This window comes from Rhizobium rhododendri (assembly GCF_007000325.2).
GTDB lineage: Bacteria > Pseudomonadota > Alphaproteobacteria > Rhizobiales > Rhizobiaceae > Rhizobium > Rhizobium rhododendri.
Genome location: NZ_CP117270.1, coordinates 85,064 through 101,370 on the forward strand (window position 1 = coordinate 85,064; position 16,307 = coordinate 101,370).

At 60.6% G+C, this 16,307-nt stretch carries 15 protein-coding genes; 8 read left to right on the forward strand and 7 right to left on the reverse strand.

The annotated features are described in order from the left end of the window. Positions 1 to 33 precede the first annotated feature (33 nt). From thiC to thiD, 6 genes are read left to right on the forward strand one after another with little or no spacing between them, the layout of a single operon-like run. Positions 34 to 1,869, forward strand: a complete 1,836-nt coding sequence (gene thiC, locus PR018_RS27180) for a phosphomethylpyrimidine synthase ThiC (RefSeq protein WP_142825014.1) — start codon at positions 34 to 36, stop codon at positions 1,867 to 1,869. Then, a complete protein-coding gene (gene thiO / locus PR018_RS27185) occupies positions 1,869 to 2,855 on the forward strand; it encodes a glycine oxidase ThiO (RefSeq protein WP_142825015.1) in 987 nt (328 codons plus the stop codon). The genes thiC and thiO overlap by 1 nt, the downstream gene beginning before the upstream one ends. Next, positions 2,852 to 3,052, forward strand: coding sequence for a sulfur carrier protein ThiS (gene thiS / locus PR018_RS27190; RefSeq protein ID WP_142825016.1), 201 nt, complete (start codon positions 2,852 to 2,854; stop codon positions 3,050 to 3,052). Before thiO ends, thiS begins: the two co-directional genes overlap by 4 nt. 3 nt (positions 3,053 to 3,055) lie before the next feature. Beyond that, entirely contained in the window at positions 3,056 to 3,829 is a 774-nt protein-coding gene (locus PR018_RS27195) for a thiazole synthase (RefSeq protein WP_142825017.1), read from the forward strand. After that, positions 3,826 to 4,449 carry a thiamine phosphate synthase gene (locus tag PR018_RS27200; RefSeq protein WP_142825018.1) on the forward strand — a complete coding sequence of 208 codons (624 nt, stop codon included), beginning with the start codon at positions 3,826 to 3,828 and terminating at the stop codon, positions 4,447 to 4,449. The genes PR018_RS27195 and PR018_RS27200 overlap by 4 nt, the downstream gene beginning before the upstream one ends. Further along, a complete protein-coding gene (thiD, locus tag PR018_RS27205) occupies positions 4,446 to 5,243 on the forward strand; it encodes a bifunctional hydroxymethylpyrimidine kinase/phosphomethylpyrimidine kinase (protein ID WP_142825019.1) in 798 nt (265 codons plus the stop codon). The genes PR018_RS27200 and thiD overlap by 4 nt, the downstream gene beginning before the upstream one ends. A gap of 66 nt (positions 5,244 to 5,309) precedes the next feature. Here the strand turns inward: thiD and PR018_RS27210 are convergent, their stop codons facing one another. Genes PR018_RS27210 through PR018_RS27230 form a run of 5 tightly spaced genes read right to left on the reverse strand, consistent with a single transcriptional unit; the run spans position 5,310 to position 10,158 of the window. Continuing rightward, entirely contained in the window at positions 5,310 to 6,215 is a 906-nt protein-coding gene (locus PR018_RS27210; RefSeq protein WP_142825020.1) for a MurR/RpiR family transcriptional regulator, read from the reverse strand. A 51-nt stretch (positions 6,216 to 6,266) separates the two neighbouring features. Further along, positions 6,267 to 7,190: an ABC transporter substrate-binding protein gene (locus PR018_RS27215; RefSeq protein WP_142829472.1), complete on the reverse strand. Its 924-nt coding sequence runs from the start codon at positions 7,188 to 7,190 to the stop codon at positions 6,267 to 6,269. A 54-nt stretch (positions 7,191 to 7,244) separates the two neighbouring features. Then, positions 7,245 to 8,297, reverse strand: a complete 1,053-nt coding sequence (locus PR018_RS27220) for a FecCD family ABC transporter permease (protein ID WP_142825021.1) — start codon at positions 8,295 to 8,297, stop codon at positions 7,245 to 7,247. Then, positions 8,294 to 9,313, reverse strand: a complete 1,020-nt coding sequence (locus PR018_RS27225) for a FecCD family ABC transporter permease (RefSeq protein WP_142825022.1) — start codon at positions 9,311 to 9,313, stop codon at positions 8,294 to 8,296. Before PR018_RS27225 ends, PR018_RS27220 begins: the two co-directional genes overlap by 4 nt. Positions 9,314 to 9,321: 8 nt before the next feature. Continuing rightward, complete coding sequence (locus PR018_RS27230) at positions 9,322 to 10,158, reverse strand: ABC transporter ATP-binding protein (RefSeq protein WP_142825023.1); 837 nt, start codon at positions 10,156 to 10,158, stop codon at positions 9,322 to 9,324. A 388-nt stretch (positions 10,159 to 10,546) separates the two neighbouring features. Here PR018_RS27230 and PR018_RS27235 point away from each other — a divergent pair, with 388 nt between their 5' ends. Both PR018_RS27235 and PR018_RS27240 read left to right on the forward strand, forming a co-directional pair. After that, the gene (locus PR018_RS27235; RefSeq protein WP_142825024.1) at positions 10,547 to 12,751 is read left to right on the forward strand and encodes a TonB-dependent siderophore receptor; all 2,205 of its coding nucleotides are present in this window, start codon (positions 10,547 to 10,549) and stop codon (positions 12,749 to 12,751) included. Positions 12,752 to 12,942: 191 nt separating this feature from the next. Continuing rightward, positions 12,943 to 13,944 carry an IS30 family transposase gene (locus tag PR018_RS27240; RefSeq protein WP_142825025.1) on the forward strand — a complete coding sequence of 334 codons (1,002 nt, stop codon included), beginning with the start codon at positions 12,943 to 12,945 and terminating at the stop codon, positions 13,942 to 13,944. A gap of 113 nt (positions 13,945 to 14,057) precedes the next feature. On the opposite strand, the gene PR018_RS27245 is transcribed toward PR018_RS27240, so the two are convergent. After that, positions 14,058 to 14,765 (reverse strand): glycosyltransferase family protein, encoded by a 708-nt coding sequence (locus PR018_RS27245; protein WP_142825026.1) that lies wholly within the window; start codon positions 14,763 to 14,765, stop codon positions 14,058 to 14,060. A gap of 5 nt (positions 14,766 to 14,770) precedes the next feature. Then, positions 14,771 to 16,297, reverse strand: a complete 1,527-nt coding sequence (locus PR018_RS27250) for a glycosyltransferase family 2 protein (RefSeq protein WP_142829420.1) — start codon at positions 16,295 to 16,297, stop codon at positions 14,771 to 14,773. Between the last annotated feature and the right edge of the window lie 10 nt (positions 16,298 to 16,307).

The following is a 16,307-nucleotide window of genomic DNA, read 5'->3' on the forward strand; positions in this document are numbered from 1 at the left end:
CTGGGTCTCCAAACGCAAACTTGGAGCCTCACGATGAATATTGCCGCTAAAAACCAGAGCCCGACGGTCACCTCGGGCGCATTCCCGGCCTCCCGCAAAATCCATGTCGAAGGCCAGCGATATCCCCACATTCGCGTGCCGATGCGCGAAATCTCCCTGCATCCGACTGCGGGGGAGCCGCCTGTCATCGTGTATGACAGCTCGGGCCCGTATACCGATCCAGGCCATATCGTTGCGATCGATCGCGGTCTTTCGCGCCTGCGGGAAAACTGGATCCTGGCGCGCGGCGATGTTGAGCGTTACGAAGGCCGCCACGTCATGCCGGAGGATAACGGCTTTGCCACCGGCGAGCGATTGACGCCGGAATTTCCCGTTCGCAATGCGCCTCTGAAGGCCGCTCCCGGCCGGGCCGTCACCCAGCTTGCCTATGCTCGCGCCGGCATCATCACGCCCGAGATGGAATTCATTGCCATCCGCGAAAATCTCGGACGCCAGGCTGTCCGTGAAGCCTCGTTGCGGGATGGCGAAAGTTTTGGCGCTCACATCCCGGATTTCGTAACGCCGGAATTCGTGCGCCGCGAGGTGGCCGAGGGCCGCGCCGTCATTCCGGCCAATATCAACCATCCCGAAAGCGAGCCGATGATCATCGGCCGTAATTTTCTGGTGAAGATCAACGCCAACATCGGCAACTCTGCTGTCACCTCGTCCATGGAGGAGGAGGTCGAGAAGATGGTCTGGGCGATCCGCTGGGGCGCCGATACGGTGATGGACCTGTCGACCGGCCGCAACATCCACAATATCCGCGACTGGATCGTCCGCAATTCGCCCGTGCCGATCGGCACCGTGCCGCTCTATCAGGCTTTGGAAAAGGTGGGTGGCATTGCCGAGGATCTTTCCTGGGAGGTCTATCGCGACACACTCATCGAGCAGGCCGAACAGGGCGTCGATTATTTCACCATCCATGCCGGCGTCCGTCTCGCCTATATCCACCTCACCGTGAACCGCGTGACCGGCATCGTGTCGCGCGGCGGGTCCATCATGGCCAAGTGGTGTCTGCACCACCACCGCGAAAGCTTTCTCTACGAGCACTTCGACGAGATCTGCGATATCGCCCGCGCCTACGACGTGACGTTTTCGCTGGGCGACGGACTTCGTCCGGGCTCGATTGCCGACGCCAACGATGCCGCCCAGTTCGCGGAGCTGGAGACGCTGGGCGAACTGACGAAAATCGCCTGGGCAAAGGATTGCCAGGTGATGATCGAAGGACCGGGCCATGTTCCGATGCACAAGATCAAGGAGAACATGGACAAGCAGCTGGAGACCTGTGGCGAGGCGCCGTTCTACACGCTTGGACCGCTGACCACCGATATCGCCCCCGGCTACGACCACATCACGTCGGCAATCGGCGCCGCGATGATCGGCTGGTTCGGCACCGCTATGCTCTGCTACGTGACACCGAAGGAACATCTGGGCCTGCCCGACCGCGACGACGTCAAGACCGGCGTCATCACCTACAAGATCGCCGCCCACGCCGCCGATCTCGCCAAGGGACATCCGGGCGCACGCCTGCGCGACGATGCCCTGTCTCGCGCCCGGTTCGAATTCCGCTGGGAGGACCAGTTCAATCTTTCGCTCGACCCGGATACGGCGCGCAGCTTCCACGACCAGACGCTGCCTAAGGAGGCGCATAAGGTGGCGCATTTCTGCTCCATGTGCGGACCCAAATTCTGTTCGATGCGGATTTCGCACGATATCCGAGCCGAAGCGCAGAAGGAGGGGCTGGAGGCGATGGCCGCCCGTTATCGCGATGGCGGCGATCTCTACATGCCCGTGGAAAACGCGGCCGAACACGTGGTAGGTGAAGCCTGATGGCAGGGGTGCTCGTCAGGGGCGCCGGTGTCGCCGGACTGGCTGTCGCCTATGAGCTGCGCAAGCGCGGCCATGAGGTCGATATTGTCGATTGCCGGGATGCGGCAGGGCTCGGGGCATCGTCCTTCGCCGGCGGAATGCTCGCGCCCTATTGCGAAAGCGAGGCGGCGGACGAGAGCGTTCTGACACTGGGTCGCGGGGCGGCCGATTGGTGGAGCGACGCCGTTCCGGGCGAGGTCGTGCGCAACGGCACGCTGGTGGTGGCGCAGCCGCGCGACCTGCCGGATCTCGTCCGGTTCGCCTCCCGCACGACAGGCCACGTCTGGCTCGACCGGGATGGTATAGCCGAACTCGAGCCATCGCTTGGCGGTCGCTTCGAAAGGGCGCTGTTCTCTTCGTCTGAAGCCCATCTCGATCCGCGGCGGGCGCTGACCTGCCTGGCCGAAGCTCTCGTCCGGGGTGGCAGCCGGTTTCACTTCGGTGCCAGCCAACCGCCGGAACGGCACTACACTTCCACAATCGATTGCACCGGACCGGCGGCTATCCCCCACATTACCGGGCTGCGTGGCGTACGGGGCGAGATGCTGCATCTGGAAACCGATGAGATCAGTTTGTCGCGTCCGGTGCGGATGCTGCATCCGCGCCATCCCATCTATGTCGTGCCGCGCGCCAACCACCGTTTTATGGTTGGCGCGACGATGATCGAGACGGAGGATGACGGGCCGATTTCGGCACGTTCGCTGATGGAGCTGCTCAATGCGGCCTATGCGCTTCACCCGGCCTTCGGCGAGGCGCGGCTGGTGGAAACTGGTGTCGGCATCCGTCCGGCCTTCTCGGATAATGTCCCGCGCGTGGTTGAAACCGGGGAGGGGCTGGCGATTGCCGGCATGCACCGCCACGGCTTTCTGCTGGCGCCCGCCATGGCCGTGAAGGCCGCAACACACCTCTCCAATGGAACGTCCACCAGGAAGGAGTTTTCCCGATGAAACAACTCATCGTCAATGGTGAAACCCAGGCTCTGCAGGCGGCAACGCTGGCGGAGCTACTTGCCGTGCTGGAATACGAAGGCGAGTGGCTGGCCACAGCAGTCAATGGCGATCTCGTGCACCGCGAGGATAGGGCGGACAGGCGCCTCGAAGACGGCGATCGGATCGAAATCCTGTCGCCCATGCAGGGGGGCTGATCAATGCTGAAACTTTACGATACCGAACTGTCGTCGCGCCTGCTGCTCGGAACGGCGCGTTACCCGTCTCCGGCGGTGCTTGGCGAGGCGGTCAGGCGGTCGGGTGCCGAGATCGTCACCGTGTCGCTTCGCCGCGAAACCTCCGGCGGCAGGGCAGGCGGTGCATTTTTCGAACTCATCCGCCAACTCGGGGTGCGTGTCCTGCCCAACACGGCCGGATGCCATAGTGCCTCGGAGGCCATTCTGACTGCCAGGATGGCAAGGGAGATCTTCGCGACAGACTGGATCAAGCTGGAAGTCATCGGCAATCACGACAGTCTGCAGCCGGATGTGTTCGAGCTTGTCGAAGCAGCGCGGATCCTCGCAGGCGAAGGGTTTTGCGTCTTTCCCTACACGACGGACGATCTCGTCGTTGCGGAAAAACTGCTGGCCGCTGGTTGTCAGGTGCTGATGCCCTGGTGCGCGCCGATCGGTTCGGCGGCGGGTCCGCGCAATGCGTCGGCGCTCGTTGCCTTCAGGGCGGCCTTCCCCGCGATCCCGCTGATCGTCGATGCCGGCCTCGGGCGGCCGTCGCATGCGGCCGCGGTCATGGAACTGGGTTACGACGCCGTTCTGCTCAACACCGCTGTCGCCATGGCCGGCGATCCGCCTGTCATGGCCGAGGCGTTTGCGAAAGCAGTCGATGCGGGGCGGCTTGCCTATCTGTCCGGTATGCTGGAGCCGCGTGACATGGCCGTTCCCTCGACGCCCGTCATCGGCAAGGCGGTGTTTCAATGAAGTTCGATCCCTTCTACCTCATCGTCGACAGTGCCGACTGGATCGAGCGCCTGGTGCCGCTCGGCGTGAAACTCGTGCAGTTGCGCGTCAAGGACAAGTCTGAGACCGAGTTGCGGCGGGAAATCCGGCGCGCCAGTGCCGTGTGCCTGGCTCACGGATGCCAGCTTATCGTCAACGACTACTGGCAACTGGCGATCGACGAAGGATGTGACTTCGTCCATCTCGGACAGGAGGACCTTGCCGGGGCAGACCTTGCCGCCATTCGCGCGGCCGGATTGAAGCTCGGGCTTTCCACCCATGATGTCGCCGAACTCGACACGGCGCTTGACGCTCGACCGGATTACGTCGCGCTTGGGCCGGTCTGGCCGACCATCCTCAAAAAGATGAAATGGCAACCACAGGGGATCGAACGGGTTGCCGAGTGGAAGCGTCGTATCGGCGATCTTCCCCTCGTTGCCATCGGCGGCATCACTGCCGAGCGGGCACCGCTGGTGTTGGAGCATGGGGCTGCGTGCGCAGCTGTCGTTACCGACATCACCCTTCATGAAGACCCGGAAGGCCGGACACGGCAATGGCTTGCAGCAACGGCACCGTGGAGACTTGGGGAAATCGAGAAATGACGCTGATAGCCCTTACCATCGCCGGATCGGACAGCGGCGGCGGCGCCGGTATCCAGGCGGACCTCAAGACATTCTCCGCCCTCGGCGTTTACGGCGCAAGCGTGCTGACCGCCGTCACTGCGCAGAACACGTTGGGCGTTTCGGCCATAGAGGATATCTCTGTTTCCATGGTTGCAGCCCAGATGCAGGCGGTGCTCGCTGATCTCGTCGTCAACGCGATCAAGATAGGCATGCTGTCGCGCGAGGACACGATCCGGACCGTTGCCGAGGGCTTGCGGGGCTTCGACGGACCTGTCGTGCTCGATCCCGTCATGGTGGCAACATCCGGAGACAGGTTGCTCCGCGACGATGCGGTGGCTGCGTTGAAACGAGCACTGATGCCGCGAGCCGATATCATAACGCCGAACCTCTTCGAGGCGGCAATCCTGACAGGCCTGCCTGTCGCGGACACGCCTGAAGACGTTGCACGGCAGGCACTGCAGTTACGCAACGAGGGCGCACGTGCGGTGCTGATCAAAGGGGGTCATGGCAAGGGTAGCGAATGCGTCGACACCCTTTTGACCATCGACGGAGCGGTCCATACCTTCAGATCCCCTCGTCTGGAAACACTCAACGGTCACGGAACCGGCTGCACCCTGTCAGCAGCCATTGCCGCCCAACTCGCACACGGCCACGATCTGCCGACTGCTGTTGGAATGGCAAAGGAATACGTGCACGCAGCCCTGGCCGCTTCACAGGATCTGCGGATCGGAAAGGGCCGGGGTCCGGTGCACCATTTCCATGCCCAGTGGTAGGAGTGGTGAAGCGGTTAGTCCATTGAGCGCAAACCGCAAGCTTCCGGAGCCGATCGTATCGCGGCGTTATTTCTTGCTCGGCCTGACGGCGCTGCGCAACTCGATGAGGCGATCAAGCGATTGCAGTGTCCTGTCGCGCGCAACTGTGGCCAGCGCCAGCATCAGCGCTTCGATGCAAACCATGGTGGAGCCGTGCAGAGCGACGTGTTCCGTCTTCGCCCGGGGAATGACGATCGATGCGTCCGCATACCGGCGCAACACGGTGTCGGGCTGTCCTACCAGCATGACGATGGGGATGCCGAGACGCTTGGCTTCGCCGATCGTGGCCATGGCCTCGCGATGTGGTCGGCCATATGCCATCATAATGAGCGCGTCACCGCTTTCCATCGACAGCAACTGCTCGGCAAGAGCGATCCCTGTAGCGTTCAGCGTATAGGACCGGTAGCCGTTTCTCTGGAAAAGACGGGAAGCGTAGCTTGCGATGATGCCGGAAGCGCCTATCCCGAAGACCCCGATGGATCGTGCCTCGAGAAGCAGGGGCACCGCCAATTTCAGGGCGTCGCGACTGGAAGGTTCCGCTAGTGCCGCCATCGCCTTTCGATGATCGTCGATGACAAAATCGATCGCGGCATCCGCGCCGCTGTCGAGTGCCTCCGTCGTCGCGGCCATCTTTTCGGAAGGCGAGTCCGTTTCGCCGATATGAGCCTCGAGCGTATCCTTGAGGTCGATGAGGCCTTCGAAGCCGAGCGCCTGAATCGCGCGAATGACGGTTGCATCCGAGGTCACGGTGTCAGCGGCAATTTCGAGCGCAGATTTTCCAAGGACCGCATGCCGGTGCTGATCGATGTAGTCCACAACGCTGATCAGGCTTGGCGAAAGAGACCCCCGGCGGCTCTTCAGTCTCTCGCCAAAGCGATCGATGCGTCGGGGCCGCCGTGTCCCGCCAGGCGCGCCATCTGGTTCTTTTGGCATCGTCTATTCCCAAAGTTTTAAGGCCAAAGCGTCGTCTTGCCCCACACGGTTCTATTTCGACGGCATCGGTGGCTGCCGGCCTGAAATTTGAGACTGGACGACGGAGACCATCAGCGAAAGTGCCGCGTATGAATTGGAGATCGCTTCCTCCCTGGGCAGGACAATATAACGGCCTTCGCGGCAGGCTGCGAGGAAGCGGCAATAGTCCGGCAGTATCTTGTTCATGGCAGCGATCTCGTCTGCAGGCGTGCCGCCGATATCCGACCGATATGTATCGAAGATATAGTCGGCATCGAGCTCCGGCAGTCGTTCGGCACTGACTTCCACGCGGCCGCCCTCCGGAATGCTGTCGATGATCTCGGGGAACCTGAAACCGGCATCTCGAAGGACACGACCAAGCGAACGATAGGTGTGGTAGATGCTCACCTTGCCATTCTGCGCCTGCATTACGGAGACGGTGACCTTGGAGGTATCCACCAGCTTTTTCAGTTGCTCTATCTGGACCTTGTAGCGCCGGTCGAGCACCGCAAGGCGGCCTTGAGTTCCCGTCAGGTCGGCAAGTTTCTCGTATATGTGCGGCGCCCCGCCCGAGGTATCGTCGATGACGACTGTCGGGGCTATTTTAGCGAGTTGTTCGACGGGCGTCGTGCGCCCCGGTTCGGTGATGATAAGGTCTGGTCCTGCCGCGACCACAGCCTCCATGTCGGCGGTGACAGCGCCAATGTACTGAATGCCGGAATTGTCGAAATCCACACCTGTCAGGATCGGGCTCGAGCGCAGATATGGCTTGCCGTCGACGCCGGCGCGGCCATGGCTGGCGACAGGGGGTGCGCCGAGTTCAATCAGCGGTATGGTGATATCGAGGTCGTGCATCGAGACGATCCGAAGCGGGCGCTTCGGCACTTCGACGACCCTGCCGGCGTCGTCGGTAAAGGAGCGCATCTCTGCCGCGTGGGCTGCAGTAAACGAGGCCATCGACAGAGCGATGATGGCGGCGGCAAATGCGGTAGATCTTTTCATTCTGTCATCCTAAAGCTGATCGCGGCGTTTCCAGAGAAGCGTCAAGAGAACGGGGACGCCGACGATCGACATGACGATGCCGGCCGGCAACTGGTGTGGAGCAAATGCGGCGCGCCCGATCGTGTCTGCGGCCAGAACCAGTGCCGCGCCACAGAGCGCGCTTGCGCCCAGCAACGCGCCCTGGCTGCCACGAACCGAAAGCCGGGCGAGGTGGGGGGCGATCAAACCCACGAAGCCAAGACTTCCAACCAGCGCAACGCAGGCAGACGTCAGCAGCACAGGTGCCGTGAATCTTATTATTGCGAGTGTTTTCAGCGACACGCCGAGGCCCGCTGCTGCCTGAGGGCCGAGCATCGCGGCATCGGCTGCGCCTGCAGTCAGGAAGAGCAGGCACGCACCCATGAACATCGCGGCAAAGGCGATCGGCACAGCTTCCCATGAAGCGCCGTTCAGGCTTCCGGCAAGCCATACCAGGGCCGCCTGGACATCGCGGATATCGGCAGTCGTGACGATGACGGAGACGACTGCGGCTGCAAGCCAGGACGTGCCGATGCCGACCATCACGAAGCGCATGCGGGTCACGCCGCGGGCGATGAGAACAACAATGAGCGCAATGGCAAGCCCGCCCGCCATGCCGGCAGCAGTCCGCCCGTAAAGCCCGGCAAAAGGGGCGTAAAGCGAAAAGACGATCGCTGCGGCGCTGGCACCTTCCTTGACGCCAAGCAGGCTCGGATCAGCAAGTCCGTTGCGCGTCAGCGTCTGCATTGCCGTGCCGGCAAGCCCGAGCATGGCGCCGACCATAAGTGCCAGGAAGACACGTGGCAGGCGCAGATCCCACAAGATGCGCATGGTCTGATTGCTGAGGCGCCCCGGATCCACGACGAGATTGAAGGCATCCCTGAGGTTTATCGGTTGGCTTCCGGCGAGGATGGCAAACAGGGTCAGGCAAAGTGTGCCGAATGCCAGGCCCAGAATAGTGATCGAGGTGGCCACATGAATGCGTCTCGAGAAAAACGGACCGCTGACGACTAGGTGCGGCTTCGGAGTGTCGTAACCGGTCATTTGAGAGCCCGCGAGGCGATGGCGACGAAGAGAGGCGCTCCCAGCATGGCGGTCATGATGCCGGTTGCCAACTCGTACGGCGTAAACAGCGTGCGTGCGCCTATGTCGGCGGCGACGAGCAAGGCGGCACCCAGGAGTGCGGCAAGCGGCAGGGCGATGCGGGCATCTCCGCCGGCAGACCATCGTGCGATTGCAGGCACGATCAGGCCGACAAACCCGATCGGTCCTGCGATGGAGACAGCAGTTCCCGCGAGAATTGCCGTTGCGCAGAGGCCAACGAACCGCGTTGTCCAGATCGGAACGCCGAGCGCCGTCGCCACGGTATCGCCGAGTGCCAGCGCGTTGAGTCGTGGGCCAATGAAAAACGCAAGCAGGAGGCCAACAGCTATCGGCCCGAGCGCTGCGGCAATAGTGCCGTAGCTGACGCCGGCCAGATCGCCCGCGAGCCAGAAGCGCAAGGATTGCAGCGTCTCCTCGTCGAAAAGCAGTATGGCCGAGGTGATGGACGAGGCCAGCGAAGACAGCGCGATGCCGCAGAAGGTAACCTTGAGCATCGTCGGGCCGGACCGACCAGCGGAAGACACTGCCAGCACAAGAATAAACAGGGTGGCTGCGCCAACGGACGCGATCAGTGGGCGACTGAGACCACCAGACAGGAAAGGCACGCTGCTTGTCGCCGTGACCGCCAATGCGGCACCGGCATTGAGGCCGAGAATATGAGGCTCGCCCAGCGGATTGTGCAGCAGCCCCTGCAGGAGAAGCCCGGAGACGCCGAGTGCCGCACCGACGAGGAGGGCGGCTGCCAGGCGCGCAAATCGCAACTTGACCAGCAGTTGATGATCGAAATTAGCGGGATCGAAATGGAAGACCGCTTGAAAAAGGGTCAGCGGTGAAACCGCTCTGGCACCGATGCTGATATGGATGCAGGCCAGTGTGAGGATCGCCAGGAGAAGCGCGCCCGTTACAAGGCCAACGCGAATCCCGCTCGAGGGCTGGCGCCTGGTATCCGAGGACATGACATAATTCACGTGATCGGCCCCGCGCCATGGGCAGGAACGAAAACCGGTTTGTCAGTCTGCGGATGGGTTAGTCGAATGACCTGCACGCTGAAGACGTCCTCTATGAGTTCGGCGGTGCAGGTGCCCGGCTCCTCCGCAATGTGCCGAATGGACCCGTTTTTCAGGAAGACGACGCAATCGGCATACTGGACGGCGAAATTCAGGTCGTGCAGCACGACGACGATCGTCCGGTCGTGATCCCGGGCCAGATCCCTCAGCAGTTCCATGACCTCCACCTGATAGTGGAGGTCCAGATAGGTCGTCGGTTCATCCAGCAGGATAACCGGGGTTTGCTGCGCGAGAGCCATGGCGATCCAGCACCGCTGCCGCTGACCGCCGGAAAGACTGTCCACCGGCCGGTGGAGGAGATCGGAAAGGTCTGTAACCTCGAGTGCTTGCCTGACCGCTTGCTCGTCCTTGTCGGTCCACTGTTTCAGGAAACCCTGGTGCGGATGGCGGCCGCGCGACACGAGGTCATAGACCGTCAAACCTTCCGGAACCACGGGGCTTTGCGGCAGAAGGCCCAGCTTCCTCGCCACCGACCGCGTCGGCAAAACGTGAATGTCGTGTCCTTCCAGAAGCACATTGCCAGCGCTGGGCTTCATCAGGCGGGCGATGGTCGCCAGCATCGTCGATTTGCCACAGCCATTGGGGCCAACCAGCGCGGTCAACTTGCCTGCACCGATGTCGAGCGATATTCCGGATAAGACTGTCTGCCGTCCGTAGCCGGCAGAGACGTCGCGTGCGGAGAGGGGATGCCCTCGCTCGGCTCCTCGAGCTTTCGAGTTCAATCTGTCCGTCATGCCCGCGGCAGTCCTGTTTTAAAAATCCGACCTCTCCTACCGTCTGGAAACCGCACGAGAAAGAGAATTCTTGAGTGTAGTAGTCAATTTTAAATTCGAAAAGATGCGATTGCCGTTGTTGGTTGTGCCTGCGTGACAGCCATATCGCGGCTCACCTCTCCCGTAGGCGCACGCTCAACACATTGCTTCTATTTATATATTAGGGGTATCTCAGGGTCGAGAGCTTGACGGCAACGGGAACGCAGGCGAGCACGCCGGGCATAAAATTGCGGATATTCCACCAATTAAAGTTGACTACTACATTCATGAAATCATACCTGCCATCGGCTCGCAGGCGGGCAAGGGGTAATTTCTGACGAAGATATCCGCAAGGATATGGGGGTACGACATGATTGAACGGCGAGCCGCAGGGCGCTACGGTCCCAATATCCTGAGGGCTACTGCCTTGGCGCTGGCTGCCTGCGCCGCCTATCCGGCATTCGGCGAAGACGCTCAACCGGCTGCAACGGCGGCGACCGATGTGTTTCCCAAGGAAAGCCGGATAAAGGACGACACCGTGCTGAAGCCGATCGTCGTCGGTAAAGGCAGCAATGCCGCGACGCAGGGCTATCAACCGATCTCCACCGTAACCGCGACGCGTACGGATACACCTCTGCTCGATATCCCGCAGGCCGTGAACGTTGTCAGCCAGGACGTCCTGAGAGACCAGAATGCGCGGTCGCTGGACGACGCACTTGCGAATATCAGCGGTGTTGCGCAGTCGAATACGCTTGGCGGCACGCAAGAATCCATCATCCGGCGCGGTTTCGGGGACAACAGGGACGGTTCGATCCTCATCGATGGCATGAAAACCGCGATGTCTCGCAGCTTCAATGCGACGACCGATCGTGTCGAAGTTCTGAAAGGCCCGGCGTCGACACTTTACGGCATCCTCGATCCCGGCGGCATGATCAACGTGGTGACGAAGAAGCCGGAGCAGACTTTCAGCGGCAAGACCTATACCAGCGTTTCAAGCTTCGGCGGTGGATCTGCAGGGTTTGATTTCACAGGCCCGATCGAAGGTACAGATTTGAGCTATCGTGTCGTCGGAGACTACAAACACGTCGACTACTGGCGCAATTTCGGCGTCAACAAGGATTGGGTACTCTCGCCATCGCTGACATGGTCCGGTGAAGATACCGAAGTGACGGTCTCCTACACGCATGAAGACTATAGTGTCCCCTTCGACCGCGGGACGATCTTTGATCTCGCCACCGGCCATGCCGTCGATGTCGACCCGAAGATCCGCTTCGACGAACCCTATAACATCAGCAAGGGGCAATCGAACCTTGCGTCTGTCCACGTCAAGCGCGACCTTGGCGACGACTGGAAGCTGACATTCGATTACACCTACAGCATCAATACCTATTCGGATAACCAGGCACGCCTCATCTCCTATAACGCAGCGACGGGGATCCTGACGCGACGGGCGGATGCCACGCAGGGCTCGACGATCTACAATCACGCCGTTCGCACCGATCTGTCCGGTGACGTCGATATTGCCGGTTTCCGAAATGAGCTGCTGTTCGGGACGTCCTACGACTATGCGGATACGCTCCGGACCAAACTGATCCGCTGCGCCAATCGCACCGGGTTCAATATCAATAACCCGACTTACGGCACGCTACCGGAGTGCACCACCGTATCGGCTGCCGACAGTGACCAGACAGAGCAGATCTCGACAGCTTCCTTCTACGCTCAGGACGCTTTGCATCTCAACGATCAATGGATACTGGTCGGCGGTTTTCGCTATCAATATTATGACCTGATGGCCGGCAAAGGGCGCCCTTTCAACGAGAATACCGACAGCTTTGGCACTGCTTTCGTCCCACGCGGTGGTATTGTCTACAAAGTGACCCCGGACTTCTCGCTCTATGCGAACGCTGCCAAGACGTTCCGTCCGCAGTCTTCCATCGCCAGCTACTACGGCAATCTCGATCCTGAAGAAGGCGTGGCCTACGAGGTCGGTGCCAAATTCGACGTGCTTGACGGCATTACCGCGAACGTCGCGCTCTACACCAGCGACAAGAAGAATGTCGCTTATTCCAGCCTCGATCCGGTGACGGGCGATACGGTCGTGAAGACGGCAGGCCTCGTGCGGGCAAGCGGCATCGAAGCCGATATGGCGGGCGAAATCACCGATGAGATGAGTTTCATTGCAAGCTACGGCTACACGCACGCGCGGATCCTCGAGGACCCCGACTACGCCGGAAACGAGCCGGTCAATGTACCGCATCATACAGGCTCGCTCTACCTCACCTACGATTTTGGCGAGATCGACAGCCGTGGTGATTCACTGAAGCTTGGAGGCGGTGTTCGTGCTGTTGGACGGCGTGCCGGGATCAACACGAACGCCTATTACCTGCCGGGCTATATGGTGGCTGACGCATTTGCAGCCTACACCTGGAAGAACGACCGCCCGTTGACGCTCCAGCTCAACCTCAAGAATATATTCAACAAAACCTATTACACTTCATCGATCGGCACGACAGCATTGGGAAACCAGATCGGCGAGCCTTTCAGCGCGGTATTGTCGGCAAGCGTCCAGTTCTGACAGGTGGCTGAGATTGTCGCTTGTCAAAGGACTGTCGGGGCTGCTTTGATATGTTTCAGCCAGAACCGGCATCGTTACAATATAGAAGTTCCATAAGATTGATTACGCATTTTTGTGGTGTAGCCGGGTACATTCTATTTTCAAGTGCGACATGCCAATGATTTCAAGGGTTTCACTTTGGAGATTTTGGTATGTCTCGATGCTACACGCAGATCACCCTCGCCGATCGCCGACGCCTGCATCACCTGGTGGCGTCAAGCGTTCCCATCAACGAGATGGCCCGTCAGCTCGGGCGTCATCGCTCGACCATATACCGCGAGATCAGGCGCAATACGTTTCACGATCGCGAACTGCCGGACTACGACGGCTACTACAGTACGGTTGCCGACGGTATTGCCAAGGAGCGGCGCCGCCGGTTGAGAAAGCTGCAGCGCCACCCGACTTTGCGCACAGAGATTGTCAGCCAGCTGGAGGCTCGCTGGTCGCCGGAACAAATTGCCGGACGCCTGCTGTCGGACGGCCTCAGTCTCATTCGCGTTTGTAAGGAGACGATCTATCGCTTCATCTACAGCAAAGAAGATTATGGGCTCGGTCTCTATCAATATCTACCAGAGGCACGCCGCAAACGTCGTCCTATGCGATCAAGAAAGCCACGCGACGGTGCGTTTCCGGCCACGCACCGCATATCCCAACGACCTGATTTCGTTGGAGATAGATCACAGTTTGGGCATTGGGAGGGCGACCTGCTCATCTTCGAACGCCCACTCGGCCATGCGAATGTCACTACTCTCGTGGAGCGCAGGAGCCGCTATACCGTTCTCATCAAGAACCCGAGCCGACACTCGCGCCCGATCATGGACAAGATCATCAGAGCGTTTTCGCCTTTACCGGCATTCGCGCGTCAAAGCTTCACATTTGATCGTGGTACCGAGTTTGCCGGATTCAGGGCTTTGGAAGATGGGATCGGTGCGTGCAGTTGGTTTTGCGACCCAAGTGCACCTTGGCAAAAAGGCACAGTCGAGAACACCAATAAGCGCATTCGACGCTATCTGCCTGGTACCACAGATCTGGCAGAAGTTTCACAACGCGACCTTCTCTACCTTGCACGCCATATCAACAATCAACCGCGCAAATGTCTCGGATACCGGACGCCGACCGAGGTGTTTATGGCGCATTTGCACGAAGACAGGTGATCCCCTATCCTGCAAAGCAGGCATGATGCACTTGGGTTAGCTTCTCCACCGGGTGGGTTCAAGGATGAAGTGCGACTTGCCGCCGCCTCGCCCGTAAACCTTCAAATGCCCATCTACTTCATATCCTTCACGTTTTCGACCTTGGTGGTTGTTACGGCGAGGGATTGGGCGAGGATGCCGTTGAATAGGGGGCAGACGAAGAAGAGGTCGCGGTGGGTTTGGGTTGGGGCGTTTTCGAGGGCGTGGGCGAGCGCTTTCAGGAGGACGGATCCGGAACGGAACGCGTAGGTTCCAGCCGAGGCTTCGCTGGAGATGACCTTTTTCTCGGCCGCCTCGACAACGTTGCCGTCGTCGTTTTTGCGGAGATAGCTGTAGAGCGGATTTTGGCTCTGGAAGGTCAGCGCGAGGCCGCCAACGTCAGCGTGCCGGGCAAAGTGGAGTGCTGGATCGAGGGCGGTCGAGTAGAGGATGTCGGCGAGATCGATGACGACAGGATTGTTGTGGGCGCCGAGTTGCAGGGCTGCACCGGCAAGGCTGCTGAAGGCTGCGCCGGTCGTGAAGTGCGACAGGAAGACGACGCGGCAACCGGGAAACCAGGCTTGGAGGTAGTCGCTTGCAAAGGCCCGTGTTTCCGCCCGATCATGGAGCACGAATGCGTAGCTGGAGGGGGCGGTGCCCCTCGCCCACGGCCGCTGCTTCAACGTCGCGAGGAGGAAGGGGTCGGCTTGCCCGATATCCATGAGTGCCTTGAGACTGCCGTCGGCGGATACGAAGTCCGGACCGGCCAGGGGCACGACGATATTGAGGCCGGAGATGTTCATCGGCGTTACGAGGCCATGGCGAGGGGCGCATCGGCCGAAGACGGCAAGCCGCTTGCGGCGAGGTATGCGTTGAGATCCTCCGGGGTGCCGAGGCCCTTCATGGCATCCGGGCTGACCTTGTAGACGCCGATCCTGGCGCCGTTGCGGATCATGTAGTTGTAGGCCGGGCAGGTGTAGAACTCGTTGTTCACCCGGTCGTTACAAGCGATCATGTCGACGGCGGCGCGGACGAAATCGGAGCCCCGACGGAAGAGATAGATGCCGACGGTGGCGAGATCGGAGATCGGCTTTTTCTCTGCCACCTCGGTGACCAGGCCCCGGTCGTCAACCTTGGCGAAGGACCATTTCGGGTCCATCTGCGCATCGCGAAAAACCAGGATCGAGCCGTCGAGCTTGCGCTGCAGGCAATCCTTGATGAAGGCGCTGCAATCGAAATCGACCCACTGATCCGAGTTGGCAATCAGCAGCGGCCGGTCGTTGTCGAAGCTGCTGCGGGCAAGCAGCACCGTGCAGGCGGTGCCCTCCGTCAGGCGGTCTACGGGCCTGATCGTGGTGCCCATTGCCCGCAAGAGCTGGACGTCTCCATCGCATGCCTTCATGTGCTCGGCACGCAGAAGCACGGTGGGGGTGGCGTTCGGCGGGCATACATTGCCGATGACATGTTCGAGCATCATCCTTCCATCGACATCGATGAACGGTTTAGGCTTGCGCCAGTTCTGCCGGGCAAAGCGGCTGCCCTCGCCGGCCGCCGGGATGAGCACGTTGATCGGCCGGTCATCCCGTGACTGGTCGCGCAGGCTTGCGGCGAGCTCGGTGGCGGCGAATTCGGCAATCTTTTCCGGCGAATAGAAGCTGTAATATCTGGAGGCCTCGATCTTCACATAGGCGACCTGTTCGTCGCTGAGGATGATCTGGTTAAGGGCGGCGGAGAAGTAATATTGGCCCTCGACGTCATCGCCGTTGAGGATCGCGCGGCGTGCCGCTGCGAAGAAGTCACCTGCCCTCCGAAAGTAATAGAAGCCGGCAACGGCGATATCGGAGACGACGCGCTTTTCTGCCGCCTGGGCAACACGTCCGTCGCCTTCGGGCACGATATAACACCAGCGCGGATGGACGGAGCGGAAGGTGACGACGCCAGAGGCAACGTCGTCTTGGCGAAACTTCTCCAGGATTTCCATCAGCGGCGCATCGATGATCTGGTCGCTGTTGCAGATGACGAGAGGCGCCTCCAGATCCAGTTCGTCGCCGGCCAGCAGCGCAGAGCAGAGGCCGCCCCTGGTCTCGCCGACCCGCTGGATGACCTTGGTCCCCTGCCCGCCGACAATCATCAGGGTCTCATCGAGCGAAAAGCGTCGTGCATCGTCGGCTGAAATGATGAAGCAGAAGCGGGCGTCGGCAATCGTCGTGCGCAGCGCCGAGACGACGCAGTCGATCATCGGCTTGCCGGCGATCTCGATCAGCGGCTTGGGAAAGAAATACTCCTGCTCTGGAAAGAACTGCGAGCGGCTGGCGATCGGCATGAGAATCTGCATGGAGAATCCT

Bases quoted from the DNA above. Each gene is read 5' to 3' on its own strand.
- thiC (WP_142825014.1), top strand. From the start codon at position 34: ATGAATATTGCCGCTAAAAACCAGAGCCCGACGGTCACCTCGGGCGCA.
- thiO (WP_142825015.1), top strand. From the start codon at position 1,869: ATGGCAGGGGTGCTCGTCAGGGGCGCCGGTGTCGCCGGACTGGCTGTC.
- thiS (WP_142825016.1), top strand. From the start codon at position 2,852: ATGAAACAACTCATCGTCAATGGTGAAACCCAGGCTCTGCAGGCGGCA.
- PR018_RS27195 (WP_142825017.1), top strand. From the start codon at position 3,056: ATGCTGAAACTTTACGATACCGAACTGTCGTCGCGCCTGCTGCTCGGA.
- PR018_RS27200 (WP_142825018.1), top strand. From the start codon at position 3,826: ATGAAGTTCGATCCCTTCTACCTCATCGTCGACAGTGCCGACTGGATC.
- thiD (WP_142825019.1), top strand. From the start codon at position 4,446: ATGACGCTGATAGCCCTTACCATCGCCGGATCGGACAGCGGCGGCGGC.
- PR018_RS27210 (WP_142825020.1), bottom strand. From the start codon at position 6,215: ATGCCAAAAGAACCAGATGGCGCGCCTGGCGGGACACGGCGGCCCCGA.
- PR018_RS27215 (WP_142829472.1), bottom strand. From the start codon at position 7,190: ATGGCCTCGTTTACTGCAGCCCACGCGGCAGAGATGCGCTCCTTTACC.
- PR018_RS27220 (WP_142825021.1), bottom strand. From the start codon at position 8,297: ATGACCGGTTACGACACTCCGAAGCCGCACCTAGTCGTCAGCGGTCCG.
- PR018_RS27225 (WP_142825022.1), bottom strand. From the start codon at position 9,313: ATGTCCTCGGATACCAGGCGCCAGCCCTCGAGCGGGATTCGCGTTGGC.
- PR018_RS27230 (WP_142825023.1), bottom strand. From the start codon at position 10,158: ATGACGGACAGATTGAACTCGAAAGCTCGAGGAGCCGAGCGAGGGCAT.
- PR018_RS27235 (WP_142825024.1), top strand. From the start codon at position 10,547: ATGATTGAACGGCGAGCCGCAGGGCGCTACGGTCCCAATATCCTGAGG.
- PR018_RS27240 (WP_142825025.1), top strand. From the start codon at position 12,943: ATGTCTCGATGCTACACGCAGATCACCCTCGCCGATCGCCGACGCCTG.
- PR018_RS27245 (WP_142825026.1), bottom strand. From the start codon at position 14,765: ATGAACATCTCCGGCCTCAATATCGTCGTGCCCCTGGCCGGTCCGGAC.
- PR018_RS27250 (WP_142829420.1), bottom strand. From the start codon at position 16,297: ATGCAGATTCTCATGCCGATCGCCAGCCGCTCGCAGTTCTTTCCAGAG.